Annotated in this window: 11 protein-coding genes; 8 read left to right on the top strand and 3 right to left on the bottom strand. The window is 64.9% G+C overall.

Annotation, left to right across the window (positions count from 1 at the left end; genetic code table 11):
• Positions 1-3: 3 nt before the first annotated feature.
• On the bottom strand, positions 4-657 hold the full coding sequence (locus tag NTZ26_15680; GenBank protein MCX6561935.1) for a hypothetical protein: 654 nt from the start codon (positions 655-657) through the stop codon (positions 4-6).
• A 166-nt stretch (positions 658-823) separates the two neighbouring features.
• On the opposite strand from NTZ26_15680, the gene NTZ26_15675 reads away from it, so the two are divergent.
• From NTZ26_15675 to NTZ26_15655, 5 genes are all read left to right on the top strand, one after another.
• Entirely contained in the window at positions 824-2,812 is a 1,989-nt protein-coding gene (locus tag NTZ26_15675; GenBank protein MCX6561934.1) for a UvrD-helicase domain-containing protein, read from the top strand.
• A complete protein-coding gene (locus tag NTZ26_15670) occupies positions 2,794-3,888 on the top strand; it encodes a hypothetical protein (protein ID MCX6561933.1) in 1,095 nt (364 codons plus the stop codon). Before NTZ26_15675 ends, NTZ26_15670 begins: the two co-directional genes overlap by 19 nt.
• Positions 3,885-6,458 (top strand): PD-(D/E)XK nuclease family protein, encoded by a 2,574-nt coding sequence (locus NTZ26_15665; protein ID MCX6561932.1) that lies wholly within the window; start codon positions 3,885-3,887, stop codon positions 6,456-6,458. The genes NTZ26_15670 and NTZ26_15665 overlap by 4 nt, the downstream gene beginning before the upstream one ends.
• Positions 6,358-6,954: a PD-(D/E)XK nuclease family protein gene (locus NTZ26_15660; protein ID MCX6561931.1), complete on the top strand. Its 597-nt coding sequence runs from the start codon at positions 6,358-6,360 to the stop codon at positions 6,952-6,954. The genes NTZ26_15665 and NTZ26_15660 overlap by 101 nt, the downstream gene beginning before the upstream one ends.
• A gap of 71 nt (positions 6,955-7,025) precedes the next feature.
• Positions 7,026-8,600 carry a M20/M25/M40 family metallo-hydrolase gene (locus NTZ26_15655; GenBank protein MCX6561930.1) on the top strand — a complete coding sequence of 525 codons (1,575 nt, stop codon included), beginning with the start codon at positions 7,026-7,028 and terminating at the stop codon, positions 8,598-8,600.
• A 27-nt stretch (positions 8,601-8,627) separates the two neighbouring features.
• Here NTZ26_15655 and NTZ26_15650 read toward each other — a convergent pair whose 3' ends face one another.
• Together NTZ26_15650 and NTZ26_15645 are read right to left on the bottom strand one after the other, a co-directional pair.
• Positions 8,628-9,128 (bottom strand): hypothetical protein, encoded by a 501-nt coding sequence (locus NTZ26_15650; protein MCX6561929.1) that lies wholly within the window; start codon positions 9,126-9,128, stop codon positions 8,628-8,630.
• Positions 9,129-9,246: 118 nt separating this feature from the next.
• Positions 9,247-9,816 carry a hypothetical protein gene (locus NTZ26_15645; GenBank protein ID MCX6561928.1) on the bottom strand — a complete coding sequence of 190 codons (570 nt, stop codon included), beginning with the start codon at positions 9,814-9,816 and terminating at the stop codon, positions 9,247-9,249.
• Between the two features lie 612 nt (positions 9,817-10,428).
• Between NTZ26_15645 and NTZ26_15640 the strand changes: the two genes are divergently transcribed.
• From NTZ26_15640 to secA2, 3 genes are all read left to right on the top strand, one after another.
• A complete protein-coding gene (locus NTZ26_15640) occupies positions 10,429-11,421 on the top strand; it encodes an aldo/keto reductase (protein MCX6561927.1) in 993 nt (330 codons plus the stop codon).
• Between the two features lie 132 nt (positions 11,422-11,553).
• Positions 11,554-11,745, top strand: coding sequence for a hypothetical protein (locus tag NTZ26_15635; GenBank protein ID MCX6561926.1), 192 nt, complete (start codon positions 11,554-11,556; stop codon positions 11,743-11,745).
• Between the two features lie 43 nt (positions 11,746-11,788).
• A complete protein-coding gene (secA2, locus tag NTZ26_15630) occupies positions 11,789-14,287 on the top strand; it encodes an accessory Sec system translocase SecA2 (GenBank protein MCX6561925.1) in 2,499 nt (832 codons plus the stop codon).
• Positions 14,288-14,423: the final 136 nt, after the last annotated feature.

The following is a 14,423-nucleotide window of genomic DNA, read 5'->3' as shown; positions in this document are numbered from 1 at the left end:
TGTTCAGAAGAGGATTCGGACGACGGCGATGCCCGCGCCGATGAGGTATAAGGCGGCCCCGGCCGCCGTCCAGAGGGTCTTGCGTCGGATGTCCGTCTTCAAGACGATGGTGAAAACGAAGATGGCCAAGGTGAACAGGGCGTTGAGCTCGACGAGCCGCCGGGCTTCTTGGCGCCGCTCCGTCGCCCGGGCCAGGAAGGGCGTGGGATCGACGGCTTTTTCGGTGGCCGCTTGGGCCCGCGTCGTCTCGCGGTAGCGGCGGTCCTCGAAGACGGGATGATCCCCATCGGTCTTCAGAAAGTCTGTGAAAAGCTGGGCGCGGCGAGCCCGGGCCCGGATCATCTCGGACTGCCACTCGTACTGCCAATGGGCCGGGACGTTGGGATTGTGGAGGTATTCCTCGTTGATGGCCTTGGCGTTCTCGCGGTGAACCAGGAACTCGCGGGCGTCGGTCAGGTTGGAAAAGATGTCGGCCGAGATCCAAAACTCGGTCGAGGCTTCGTCCAAACCCGCCGCGAGGGCGGCGCTGTCGGCCGCGGCGGCCTGGATGCCGACGCGGGAGGCCTGCCAGGAGACGAGGGCGGCCGTCGTCGCGGCCAGGGCGATGAGAACGGAAAGGCTGGTTTTAAGCCGGTCGGACGGGTTGGGTGGGGTCATGTGAAATCCTGGTTTGGATTTGCTTCCGCAGCGGTCCGGGAGCGTTTCTTAAGCTCCATCGGCTGGGTATCCATTGGGTTCATTTTTACCCCACCCCAGGGAGCGAATGCAAGGCGGGAATGCCGGGATGTCCATCGTTCCGGCGATCATGATATTATCCTCCCTAATGTCCCCCGCCGCCCCCGAATTCGTCCTGGTCAAGGCCTCGGCCGGGTCCGGGAAAACCCACGCTCTGACCCGCCGCTACCTGCGGCTCGCGCTGGCGGCCCCGGATTATGCGGAGGGGGAAGAGAGCGAGAGCGCCGGCCTGGGCGGAATCTTGGCTATTACCTTTACCAAAAACGCGGCCGGGGAGATGAAGGCCCGCATCCTGGATTGGCTCAAGGAAGCCTATTTCGGAAACCCCAAGCGTATCGCGCAGCTCCGCGAAGTCGTTCCGGTCTCGGCGGCTGCGTTTCCCAAGCTGGCCGGCCGGGCCATCGAGCGCATCCTGGTCGAATACGCCGATTTCCAGGTCGAGACGATCGACGGCTTCATGGCCTCGGTCTTCAAGGCCTCGGCCGTCGATCTCGGCTTTCCACCCGACTTCGAGATCGTCCTGGAGCATGCCGAGCTCATCGACTACGCCTTCTACCGGCATCTGCGTAACGTGCGGGCCGGCACGCCGGAGGCTGCGGACTTCGACGCCATTCTGGACTATCTCCTGCTCTATAAGGGCGAGGGCTCGACCTATGCATGGAACCCGACTCCCGAGATTCTGGAAAAGCTGACCGGATTCTACGCCCGGCTGACGGCGCGGGCGGGAGATCCCGTGATCGAAGACCGCGGGTGCGAGCTCGAGTCCGTCATCGTCCGGATCTCTGCCGCCGCCGACAAGCTTGAGGCGGCCATCGAGGGCTCGGGCCTCGAAAAGAGCGCGAAAGGGCATTGCTATTCCAGGATTCTTCCGGCCATCCGCGACAAGCGCTTCAGCGATCTCGTCGGGGCGAGCTTCAAGACGCTGCCGGTGAAAAAAGCCGGAGGCAAGAAAGCGGTCAAGAATCCCGCGGCGGAAGCCGTGGCCGGCGCTTGGCTTGGTCTCGAAAAGACCGTCAATAAATATGCCTCTCTTTATGCCCGCGACTTTTTCACCCCTTATCTTCGGGCTTACCGCTCGCTGGCCGGAACGCTCGACCGCGTCAAGCGCACCCAAGGAGTCGTCTTCCTTGAAGATATGTACCGCCAATTGGCCGGTTACATCCGCGAGGGCATCGTCCCCGACATTTATTTCCGGCTGGGCGAGCGCGTCCACCACTTCCTGATCGACGAGTTCCAGGACACCTCGCCCATGCAGTGGCTCAACCTGCGGCCGCTGGTTGAGGAATCCTTGAGCCTGGGCGGCAGCTTGTTCATCGTCGGCGACACCAAGCAGGCCATCTACGGCTTCCGCGACGCCGATTTCCGGATCATGCGGAATCTCGAGAAGGGCGACGACCGGTTCGCCTCCGTCCCCGAGCCCCGGGTCGAGGAGCTGCCGCTGAATTACCGCAGCGGGGAGGCCTTGGTCTCGTTCGTCAAAGATCGATTTCGGGACGTCCCTGAGGAATACCGCGAAGCAGCCGAGCTCAGCGGTCTGAATGATTTCCATCAGGATCCCAGCTCGGAGAACAAAGGCGCGGGTTACGTCGAATACGTCCTCCTTGACAAGGACGGCGGCCCGGCTGCGGGCGGCGACGATGCGGCGCACGATGCCGACGGCGACGCGGATCCCGAGGCCGACGGCGGACCCGAGAAAAGCCGGGTTCAGGATCTTATCCGCGATCTTCGCGCCCGCGGCTATGCTTTCTCCGACATCGCCGTCCTGACTTACAAAAACGAGTCGGTCGCCGCGATCTCCTCGTGGCTCAACGAACGGGACATCCCGTTTGTCCCCTACAGCAGCCTGGACATCCGCGGCCGCAAGGTCATCGGAGAGATCCTGGCTATGCTCCGCTTCCTGGATTCGCCCCCCGACGACCTGTCCTTTGCCACTGTCCTGCTGGGCGAGGCCTTCGAGCGCGCCGCAGGTGACGTCGCCCCGGCTGAAGAGCGCCGGCGGTTCCTTTTTGACAGTCGGCTGGCCGGACGTTCGCCGACCTATCCCGCCTTCCGCGACCGTTGGCCGGAGCCGCGCTGACCCGCTTCCTGGAGGCCGTCAAGGGCTTCGAGGGCCGGGGACGAAACGACCTGCGCGAGTTCCTGGAGTTTACCGGCGAGGAGGGCAAGGACGCCTGGACGATCGACGTCCCGGAGACGATCGATGCCGTCAAGGTCATGACCATCCACAAGGCCAAGGGGCTGGGGTTCCCGGTCGTTATCCTGCTTCTTTACGGCCAGCAATGGCAGGCGCCCGATTTCTATCTCGATGCCGGAGAGGGCAGCGAAGGCGGCGTTGATGGAGAAGAGCCGTCCGGTGTACAGGTTCTCAAGATCAACAAAGGCCTGGCCGAAGCCGACGAAAATCTGAAGCGCGTCTATGACGAGGCCCGCCGCCGGGACCAGGTCAACAATCTGAACACGCTTTACGTGGCCCTGACCCGGGCCGAATCCGAGCTCTATATCGTCGGCGTCAAGGGACCGCGGGGCAAGTTCCCGTTCGACCTCCTGGGCGGAGAATATCGCTCGTCTCCGAATTTGCCCCCCATTCGGCGGCCGGATCGGGAAGCGGCGGGTGAACGGGCCCCCCTCCGGCGCCTCGCCGGATTCTTCGACGCCGCGGCCGATCCACGCCAGAGCCTGAACGAGGAGAGCCGGCGGCGCGGCGAGTTCGCCCATCGGATTCTGGCCGAGATCGAATATGTTGCGGCGGGTTGGCCGGCGGAGGCCGCCGCGGCCGCCTCCCGCATCGACCCCCGTTTCCGGGCGGGCGCCTCGCCGGAGGCCGACGAAGACTCGGCCGGCCTGGTCGATGCGATCTCCGCTTTCTTCGGCCAGGCTCCGGCGGCCGGCTTTTTCGAGCCGCGCCCGGGCCGGCGCGTCCTGCGCGAGACCACCTTCTGCGACGCGGCCGGCCGGTCCGTCCGGATGGACCGGGTCGTCGTCGATCCCGACGCGGTCCACGTCATCGACTTCAAAACCGGCCGCGAGCCGGGCCTTGGGGATCGCGAGCAGGTTCTCGGCTATATCGGCATCGTCAAGGACGTCTTTCCCGGCCGGCCGGTGTATGGCATTCTGGCCTATATCGACAGGGCCGTCTGGGAGCCGGTCGAATGAGCGTTGGAATTGTCTCGCCGCGGGAAGGCCTGATCGCCTCCGTCCTGGCCCGCCTCACGCCGAAGGGCAAGGACTACTCGGGGCAGTGGGTTGTCTTCCCCGAGCGCCGGCCCGGGTATTACCTGCGCAAAGCCCTGGCCAAGCGCGAGGGCAGCGCCTTCCTCTCGCCGCGCATCGATTCCATGGACGCCTTCGTGGACCGGGTCTACCGGGAGCGGCTGGGGAGGCGCGACAAGTCGATCGACGCCCTCGATGCGGCTGCTCTCCTGTTCGAAATCCATCGCGATGCGCCGGGGCGGCTGGGCGGTGGACACTTCCTGACCGCGGACCAATTCTTTCCCCTCGGAACCAGGCTGTTCCGCGATCTGGAGGAGATGGCGGCCGGCTCGGTCAGCGGCGAAGCCCTGTCCCGCTCCGACGGCTGGTCGGACGAGAGCGTTCCCGAGGCCGCACGCCGGCGCCTGCAGTCGCTGTCGCTGTTCTACGAGCGGTTCTATGAGATTCTCGCCGGGCGCGGCTACTCGACGCCCGGCTCGCGGCTTCGCGACGTCGCCGCGGCCCTGGAGCCGGGCGTGTTCGCCGATATCGATCGGATCATCCTGGCCGGGTTCTTCCCGATCGCGGGCGGCGAAGCCGCCATCCTGACGGCGATGGCGGCATGGCCGAACGTCGATCTGCTCTTTCAGGCGGGGACAGGCGTCGGCGAGGCCTTGGATAGGATCGGGATCTCGGACCCCGGGCTTATAGCCGAAGCAATGAAAGTCGAGGCGGCGCCGCCGGAAGCGGTCATCGAATTTGTCGAGAGCCCCGACGCCCACGGCCAGGTCTTCGCCCTTAACGCCGCGATGGCGCCCGACCTGGCCGACCCGGCCGGCCTGGACGAGCACAGCGTCATCGTCCTGCCCGCCGCCGAAACCCTGTTCCCGCTCCACCAGCAAACCCTGGCCGCGCTGCCGGCCGAAGCCTATAACATCTCGATCGGGTATCCTTTGGCGCGGACGCCGATTTCCGGCTTCTTCGACCGCCTGCTCGAGCTCGTCCAATCGGCCGACGAGGAGGGAAGGGTCTATGCGCCGCATTACCTTCGGTTTCTGCTTCACCCTTATACGAAGAATATCTATTTGAACGGCCGGGCGGACCTGACCCGGGTCCTGATCCACGCCGTCGAGGACGAGCTTATCGCCCGCCGGACCAGGGCCTTTTGGAGCCTGGAGGAATTGCCGAACGATGCCGGCATCCGGGCCGCGGTCGCCGAACGCTCGCGCGGAGTCGAAAGCGCGCCGGACCCGGCCGCTTTCATGGCCCATCTGGCTTCGATCGATGCCGCCCTGATTGCCCCCTTCCGATCGATCCGCGACGTCCGCGAGTTCGCGTCCAAGCTGCGGGCGGCCCTGACCTTCGTCTACGACCACAGCACGGCCCGCCGTCACGTCTTCTTCCATCCCTACGCCGAGGCGTTCATGGACCGGCTGGAGGCCTTGGGCCGGTCTCTCCTCGGGCCGACGGTGTTCGAAGACCAGGCCAGCTACTTCAATCTCTTCCGCAAGGTCATCGCCGCCGGCTCCGTCCCGTTCGAGGGTACGCCCTTGCGGGGCCTGCAGGTCCTGGGATTCTGGGAGACGCGGGGCCTGCCGTTTCGCCAAGTGGCCATCCTCGACTTCAACGAGGACGTCCTGCCGGCCTCCCAGCGCGTCGATTCGCTGCTCCCCTTCGCCGCCCGCCGGGCTCTTGGCCTGCCTACCTACCGGGACGTCGAGCGCCGGGTCGAATATTATCTCGACACTTTGCGGCGGGGAGCCGAGCGGGTCCGCATTTTCTACGTCAAGTCCAAGGATCGCGAGCCCAGCCGCTTCGTGGAGAAGCTGATTTGGGAGCGGCAGAAGAGCCTGCGCGAGCCCCGGGCCTCGAAGCTCGTCCGCAAGGTTCGTTACCAGGTTGCCTTGCAGACGCCGCCGCTTCTGCCTGCGGCCAAGAGTCCCGAGGCCGCCTCTTTCCTTCGGACATTCGTCTATTCGGCGACCGCTCTCGATACCTATCTCCGCTGCCCGCTCCAGTTTCACCGACGGTACGTTTTGGGACTGCGGGAGCGCGAAGAATTGGGCGAGGAGATGGAGGCCAAGGACATCGGGTCCTTCGTCCACTCCATCCTGGAGGAGTACTTCGGGCGATTCGTCGGGCGACGCCTGCGCGCGGCGGCCCTCGACGCCGCGGCGATGGAGGCTCTGATCGATCGTCGCTTTGCGGAGAGCTTCGGGCCGGACCTGAGCGGCGGGCTTTATCTGATGAAGCGCCAGACCCGGGCCCATCTGCTCGAATTCCTGACCGGCTACCAGAAGCCGATCCTCGACGGTCTGGAGGCCGCGGGGAAGGACCTCCGCATCCCTTCCCAGGACCGAATCTGCGATTTTGTCGTCCCGAGCCCTGGCGAAGCAAGGGCGTGGGGACCTGTTTTCAGAAGAGGGCTTTCATCTGACCGCCAAGTGCGACCGGCTCGAGCTGCGCGGCGACGACCTTTTCGTCCTGGATTACAAGACTTCGGGCCGGACGACCTATCTCGGGATCGCTTTTGACAAGCTCGACCTCGAAGATCGCCTCTCCTGGGCCGAACACGTCGCCAGCCTTCAGCTTCCCTTCTACCACCTCGTCTTGGCCGGGGTGCCGACGGCGGCCTTGGCGGGAACAATCGAGGGGGAGAGCCAAGACTTGGCCGAGGCCGACGGCGAGCCGTTCGCCCCGGCCCGGAACGCCTCTAATAATATCCAGTGCGTGTTCGTCATGCTGGGGCGGAACCGCCTCGGCCCGGGCATCGAATTTCCGGCTTTCGGGGGCGGCAAAACGATGAAGGATCTGGACAAAATCCTGTCTTCGCCGGACGCCCCGATCGCGGAGAAAGAAAGAGCTTTGGGGGAGCGGACGAGACTCGAGGCCTCGCGAGCCTCCCTCACGGAGCACCTGATAGGCCGGTTGCTGGATGAGATCGTTGATCCGGATCGTCCTTTCGACCCGACCCTGCGCCGTTCCGATGCCTGCGAGCGCTGCCCGTACGCGGCGCTGTGCGGGCGTTGACATCCCCCCGGGGCAATATTAGATTGAAAGAGCCTCTTCCATTCCGTGTGAGTTGGTGAAAGGAGTCCATGATGAACGCGATGCGAACCCGCCGTCTGCCCGTCATTTCCACCCTGGTTGTGCTCCTGCTTTTCGCCGTGACGGCTTCCGCCCAGGAGAAGGTGGACCTCACGATGATGCAGAGGATCCGGGCCGAAGGGCTGGGCAGTTCGTCCAAGGTTATGGACTATTTGAGCTGGCTGTCCGATGTCTACGGACCCCGGCTCTCCGAATCACCCCAATACCGGGAAGCCGGCCGCTGGGCCGTTAAAACCCTGACCGACCTCGGGTTGGTCAACGCCAAGATGGAGCCGTGGGGCCTTTTCGGCCGCGGCTGGCAGCTCAAGAGGTTCTATGGGGCCATGACCGCGCCCCAATACATGCCCCTCATCGGCTTCCCCAAGGCCTGGACTCCGGGAACGAACGGCGTCATTAAAGGCGAGGCGGTGCTGATCGACGCCAAGACCGTCGCCGATCTCGACAAATACAAAGGCAAGCTCAAGGGGCGGATCGTTCTCATTCAGCCCGAACAGCCCGTGGCCTTGAAATTCAGCCCCGATGCCAAACGGCTGGGCGAAGCCGACCTGAAGGGCTTGGTTCTGGCTCCGGAGCCGGGCGGCGAAGCGGCCTATGCGAACCGGATGGGGGAGATGATGGTCCGGCAGCAGGTCCAGGCCGCGACGATCAAGCTGGTGCGCGAGGAGGGCGCGGCCGTCGTCCTGGAGACCAGCCGCGGCACGGACGGCACGGTCTTCGTCGCCTCCGGCGGCTCCCAGATGGTCGGGGCGGTTCCGGTGGCGCCCTCGGTCGTTGTGGCGGCCGAGTCCTACAACCGGATGGTCCGCATCCTCCAGAAGAAAGTCCCGGTCAGCCTGGAGATCGAGGTCCAGGCCGAATTTACCGACGCGGATACTCAAGGCTACAATATCGTGGCCGAGATCCCGGGGACGGACAAGAAGCTTAAAGACGAGATCGTCATGCTGGGCGGCCACTTCGACACCTGGCATTCCGGCACCGGGGCTACGGATGACGGCTCCGGCTGCGCCGTGGCGCTGGAAGCCTTGCGCATTCTCAAGGCGCTCGGAGTCCAGCCCCGCCGGACGATCCGGGTGGCGATGTGGGACGCCGAGGAGCAGGGCCTGATCGGCTCCCGGCAGTACGTCGGAAACCACTTCTATGACCGAGCCAAGAAAGAAAAGAAGCCCGAGTACGATCGCTTGGCGGCCTACTTCAATTACGACAACGGCAGCGGCAAGATTTTGGGCGTGTACGCCCAGAGCAATCTATTGGTCATGCCCATCTTCGAGGCCTGGCTGCAGCCGTTCCGCGATTTGGGAGCGGCCACGGTGACGGCCCGCAACACCAGCGGCACCGACCACTTGTCGTTCGACGGCGTCGGCTTGCCCGGATTCCAGTTCATCCAGGACGAGCTGGAATACGACGCGCTGACCCACCATTCGAACATGGACGTCTACGATCACGCCTCGCGGGGCGATCTGATGCAATCGGCGACGATCATGGCCGCCTTTGTCTACAACGCGGCCATGCGCGATGAAAAGCTGCCGCGCAAGTTCTTCGATCCCGCCGTCCCGGCCCGGATGTTCTGACCCGGGCCGGCCGACGGCCGGCTCCGGCTACTTGGCCTTCTCGGCCTCCAGGGCGGCGGCATAGCCGGGGTTGGTCCACTTGAAGGGGAGGGTGCCGTATTCTTTCCCCATCGGGTTGGCCTTCTCGTAAAGGACGTCCTTGAGAATCCATTTGCCCGTGACCGCCTTCTCGTTCGGGGTCATGATCTGGAGCTCGATCTTCCCTCCGGGCGGAATGGGCGAGATGTCGGCGTAGCCGGCGTCCGCGATGGTGTCGGGCAGGGCTTTGCCCTCGGTGTCGAAGAAGATGACCGTGCCCCCGATGGCCGAGATCGGGGAACTGGACAGGTTGGTCACCGCCATCGTGAACGTCGGCGCCACCGGGCTGATGCCCTTGCTCATGGCGCCCGCCTCGATCGGGGCTTTGCCGGCGGCGATGAGATCGGCGATCGGCGTGCCGGCGGGCTTCTCCTCGCCCTTTTTGCAGGCGGCGAGAGACCCTAGCACCAAAGTGGCGGCCACACAAGCGATCAGGATCTTTTTTTTCATCAAACGCTCCTTTTAAGCCCGCTCGATATCCCGGGCTGAAGCCCGGGTATTTATAGGGCTAATACTGAGCGGCGCTTATAACCCGATTTGCAGATCGGGGTTTGGCGCCGCGAATGTATCAATCGGGCATGGTGTAAACGTAGCGCGAACCCTTCCAGACCATGAAGCCGACGAAGTCCGTGCGGGCGGCGAATCCGACCTGGATTTCCCCGTCCCCCAGGTTCTTGAGCAAGAGGTTGCGGAGGTTCTCGGCCCCGCCGACGGGCTTGACGGCTTTGGGAAACCGCTCGATGCCGACGGTCTTCCAGGCACCGCCGTCCATTTCCAGGATCAGCACGAATCCCTTGTAGTCCCCGTCGATCGGCTCCAGGCTTCCCAATCCGGCCAGGGCGATCTCGGGCTTGCCGTTGCCGTTGAAATCCCCCCGCAGGAGATACACGCCTCCGCTCTCCTCGGTCAGGCGCCTCTCCTCGGGTTTGTCGGCTGCGAACAGCGTCAGGTGCTCGGACTTGAAGAGCACGGCCTGGGGATACTCGGGCATGTGGATTCGGACAAACGCATCGTCGATCACGACCTCGGCCGATTCGGTCTTGGCCGCCGGTTCCGGCCGAGAGGCCTTGCGGCAAGCTCCCGCAACCAGGAGCGAGGCGCCCGCCGCGAGAGCGACGGCGATTTTGCGGACGATCATGGGCGCGCCTCCTCCGGTTCCGGACTTGACGATCCATTCATATGGCAGAGGGCTCGGCCTGTCAAGCGCTGCGCCGCGCCGACCCGGCCCCCGCATATAGTGGTTCACCTTTCATCTCCGGGAAACGCGGCCAAAGGTATCGGCCCGGCGGCTTCGGCCTCTTCTCGCCTTTTCCCACAGCTCTCTTCGGCGCCTCAGCGCTTCGCAGCCCTCGTTGGGACGTCGCTTCGACGGTTCCCGCGAGGGCGGAACTCCGCATTCCAGATCGCCCGGTCTTGGCGGCCTCCCCACTCCATTTCGATACGTTCGCGGCGCTCTAACCCCGATTTTCAAATCGGGGGATAAAGCGCCGCTCAGTATTAACCCTGTTAATACCCCGGGCTTTAGCCCGTGGTATCGAGCGGGTTTATTCCGATAGATGGTCGCGTGCTCAAACAGCCCTCGGCGCCTGGCCGGAGCCAGGTTCCCTCAGAGAGTTGTGGAAAAAGGCGCCGGCCTCGCAATTTCGCCGTTGGTCGATACCCTTGTCCGCGTTCATTTCCCGGAGATAGGAGATGATCCTGTATAATAGGGCCGGCCTTCTTCTCCGGAGAAGGCGAAAGGAATCCAGCCATGGAATACCGCCATCTCGGCCGTTCGGGCCTCAAAGTTTCGGCCCTCTCTTTCGGGACTTGGGTCACCTTCGGCGAACAGATCGATGAAGCGGGGGGGGCTGCCTGCCTAAAAGCCGCCTACGACGCAGGCGTCAACTTCTTCGATACGGCCGAGGGCTACGCCGGCGGACGGGCCGAGACGATGCTGGGCGTCCTCATCCGCCGCTTCGGCTGGAAGCGGTCCGATTTGGTCGTCTCGACCAAGATCTTTTGGGGCGGCGGCGGCCCGAACGATACCGGCCTGTCGCGCAAGCATATCCTCGAGGGGACGGAGGCGTCGCTCCGCCGACTCCAGATGGACTATGTCGACCTCCTGTTCTGCCACCGGCCCGACCGGGAGACGCCGATCGAGGAGACCGTACGGGCTATGTCCCATCTCGTGGATCGCGGCAAGGCCCACTACTGGGGTACGAGCGAATGGAACGCCGAGCAGATCCGGACGGCCTACGAGATCGCCCGCCGCGAACATCTCGTTCCGCCGACCATGGAACAGCCGCAATACAATATGTTCGTCCGGGAATTCGTGGAAAAAGAGCTCAGCCCGCTTTACGACGACTACGGGTTGGGGACCACGACCTGGAGCCCTTTGAACAGCGGCTTTCTGAGCGGCAAATACTTGAAGGGCATTCCCGAGGGGTGCCGTCTCACCCTGCGCGGCTACGGCTGGCTGAAGAAGCGGTTCGAGGGACCGGAGGCCGTGGCGAAGACGGCCAAAGTCCGCAAGCTGGCCCGCATCGCCGGCGAGCTGGGCGTACCCATGTCTCAGCTCGCCATCGCCTGGTGCCTGAAGAATCCTCGGGTCAGCTCGGTGATCACCGGCGCCTCCAGAGCCGAGCAGGTCGTGGAAAACATGAAGGCGCTCGATGTCGTCCCGCTCCTGACCGGGGAGGTTATGGCCCGCATCGAAAAAATATTGGCCAACGCTCCTGTCCCCGAGACCAATTTCCGATAGGGGTCAGGTCTTAAGATATAAGTTTTCTCGTCGATGGGGCATAGCCGGATTTGACTTTCGGCCTCCGGGGGCCTATCTTCTACCCTCATGATCAGCGATTGGCGCGCGCCGGCCGGACTCAAAGGCTCTTCCATGGGCTGGGCTTTGCTGGCCGGCTTTATCTTCCTCGCCGTCTTGGCGCCGCCGCTTCTGCTGCCGCTGCTGTTTGTCCTGGCGCTCGTCGTTCTGCTGATCGCGGTGGATTTCCGGCCCGGTTTCGCCGCCGCCGCCGCCGTCCCCTCGGCGCCCCGCCTTCTCTCTTCGCGCGCCCCGCCTTCGCGCTGACCTCCTCTTTTTCTTCTCCACCCTACTCTCCTGGAGGTCACGCATGCCGAAACAAGCTAATGAACGTCGCCGCCTGAAGGGCGCCAAAAAAGCCTACGACCGGATCGTCGGGAATCCCGTGGAAACGGATCTTTCCCCATACCTCGAAGCCGTTTCCCGGATCAAGGCGCTCGACCTGCGCCGGGAAGCCGACGGGGAGCTGCAGGCGAGGGCGGCCCGCCTCCGGGCCCAGGCCCTCGAGGCTCCCGAGCCGTTGTTCGCCGAGACGCTCCCGCCGACCGACTTCGAGATCGAAGCCTTCGCCCTCGTTCGCGAAGCCTCCCACAGGACGCTCGGCCTCGATCCCTTCGACGTCCAGATGATCGCCGGCTTGGCCATGGCCCGCGGCCGTCTGGCCGAGCTGCCGACGGGGGAGGGCAAGACCCTGGCCGCCGTATTCCCCGCCTTTCTCCATGCCCTCTCCGGCGGCGGCGTCCATGTCCTGACCTTCAACGACTATCTGGCCCGACGGGACGCGGCTTGGATGGGCCCGGCTTTTCGGTTCCTCGGACTGTCGGTCAGCTGTGTCCAGGAAGGCATGGAGCCGGGCGCTAAGCGCGAGGCTTACGGCTGCGACATCACCTACGCCACGGCCAAGGAGGCGGGCTTCGACTTTCTCCGCGATCGGATCGCGGAGACTCCCGCCGGCCTGGTCCACCGCTCGTTTCGCTTCGCTCTCGTCGACGAGGCCGATTCCATTCTGGTCGACGAAGCCCGCATCCCCCTCGTCATCTCGGGGGCCGAAGATCGGGCGGTCTGGGACGCGGCGAGGCTTGCGGCCGTCGTTCGCCGGCTCGTCCCGGGCCGCGATTTCGAGACCGACGACGAACATCGCAACATCTTCCTGACCGACGCCGGTATCGCGGCGGCCGAGGCTGCCCTCGGCGTTTCCGACCTCTATGGGGAGGGCAACCAGTCCCTTCTCGAGGCCGTCTACTGCGCCCTGCACGCCGAAAGTCTGCTGCGGCGCGATATCGATTACATCGTCCGCGACGGGCGGATCGCCATCATCGACGAGTTCACCGGGCGGGTCGTGGAGAAGCGGCATTGGCCGGACGGCCTGCAGGCGGCCGTTGAGGCCAAGGAGGGGCTGAAGCGCAAGACCGAAGGGCGCATTCTCGGTCAGATCACGCTGCAGCATTTCTTCCGGCTTTACCCGCGGCTGGCGGGGATGACCGCCACGGCCCGACCCGCGGCGGCCGAGTTCCATGAGTTCTACGGTCTGCCCACTTTGATCGTGCCGCCCCACGTTCCGAGCTGCCGGATCGACGTCCCCGACGCGGTCTTTTCCCACCGCCAAGCCAAGCGGCTGGCCTTGGTCCGCGAGATCGCCTCCGCCCACGCCGCGGGCCGTCCCATCCTGGTCGGCACGGCCTCGGTCAAGGAGTCCGAGGAATTGGCCGCCGATCTGCGGGCGGGGGGTGTGGGCTGCGCCATCCTCAACGCCCGCAATGACGAGCATGAAGCCGCCGTCATCGCCGACGCGGGCCTTCCGGGATCGGTGACGATCTCCACCAACATGGCCGGGAGGGGCATCGATATCCGGCTCGGCGGCGCGGATGAGCGGCGGCATGCCGAGGTCACGGCCCTGGGCGGCCTCTATGTCATCGGGACCAACCGCCACGAAAGCCTGCGCATCGACCGCCAGCTGCGCGGCCGCGCCGGGCGCCAGGGCGACCCGGGTGGAACCCGGTTCTTCATCAGCCTAGAGGACGATCTTTTCGATCGCTACGGTTTGACCAAGGTCTTTCGGGCCCGGCACCGGATCGAGCCGCGGGACGAGGAGATCGGGACCGGCCCCATCCGGCGGGAGATCGAGCATGCCCAGCGGGTCATCGAGGGCCAGAACTTCGACATCCGGCGGCAACTGACCAAATATTCGACCCTGATCGAGATGCAGAGGCGGATTCTTCACGATCGGCGGGACGCCCTCCTGCGGGCCGAGGCGGGGGAGGAGGCTTGGCCGCTCGGTCTCTTCGGCGAACGGGATCCCGAGCTCTTCCGCGGTGCGGTCGCCCGCCTCGGCCCGGCCGCCTTGGCCGCGATCGAGAGCCGGGCGGCGCTCTATCATCTCGACCGGGCCTGGGCCGATCACCTGGCCTGGGTCCAGGATACCCGCGAGAGCATCCACTTGGTCAGCCTGGGCGGGCGGACGCCGATCGACGAGTTCCGCAAGCAGGCCACGGCCGAGTTCCTGGCCTTGCGCGAACGGATCGCGGCGTCGACGGCCGCCGACACGGCCGCGATCGTCGGGTCCGCCGGAAACGAGGCGGCCGGCATCGAGCGTCTCAAGGGGCCGTCGTCGACCTGGACCTATCTCATCAACGAAGATCAGTTCGGCTGGGGATTGGAGATGATCAAGGGCAAGAACATCGGCTTCGCCGCGATGGGAGCCGCCGCTTTCGGCCCCCTGCTTGTCCTGACCCTGCTCATGAAGCGCTTCTTCCGGCGCAAGCCTAAGACAGCGGCTCCATCGCCGCCCGGTTCTCCGCCGGTTCAGTAGAGCACGGCGGCCTCGCCGCGCTCGCGGATGAGGCCCTCGATCTCCTTCAGGACGAGATCCCGTCGGGCCAGGAGGACTTGAATCTCTCGTCCCGTCAGGCGGCCCTTGACGGCGTCTTTGACCGACTTGGCGTCCA

The organism is Candidatus Aminicenantes bacterium, assembly GCA_026393855.1.
In the GTDB taxonomy this organism is placed as follows: Bacteria; Acidobacteriota; Aminicenantia; order Aminicenantales; family UBA4085; genus UBA4085.
This window is presented reverse-complemented; position numbering and strand designations above follow the sequence as displayed.

Excerpts from the sequence above, each read along its gene's own strand:
- NTZ26_15645 (MCX6561928.1), bottom strand. The coding sequence starts at position 9,816 with ATGATCGTCCGCAAAATCGCCGTCGCTCTCGCGGCGGGCGCCTCGCTC.
- secA2 (MCX6561925.1), top strand. The coding sequence starts at position 11,789 with ATGCCGAAACAAGCTAATGAACGTCGCCGCCTGAAGGGCGCCAAAAAA.
- NTZ26_15665 (MCX6561932.1), top strand. The coding sequence starts at position 3,885 with ATGAGCGTTGGAATTGTCTCGCCGCGGGAAGGCCTGATCGCCTCCGTC.
- NTZ26_15635 (MCX6561926.1), top strand. The coding sequence starts at position 11,554 with ATGGGCTGGGCTTTGCTGGCCGGCTTTATCTTCCTCGCCGTCTTGGCG.
- NTZ26_15650 (MCX6561929.1), bottom strand. The coding sequence starts at position 9,128 with ATGAAAAAAAAGATCCTGATCGCTTGTGTGGCCGCCACTTTGGTGCTA.
- NTZ26_15640 (MCX6561927.1), top strand. The coding sequence starts at position 10,429 with ATGGAATACCGCCATCTCGGCCGTTCGGGCCTCAAAGTTTCGGCCCTC.
- NTZ26_15680 (MCX6561935.1), bottom strand. The coding sequence starts at position 657 with ATGACCCCACCCAACCCGTCCGACCGGCTTAAAACCAGCCTTTCCGTT.
- NTZ26_15675 (MCX6561934.1), top strand. The coding sequence starts at position 824 with ATGTCCCCCGCCGCCCCCGAATTCGTCCTGGTCAAGGCCTCGGCCGGG.
- NTZ26_15655 (MCX6561930.1), top strand. The coding sequence starts at position 7,026 with ATGAACGCGATGCGAACCCGCCGTCTGCCCGTCATTTCCACCCTGGTT.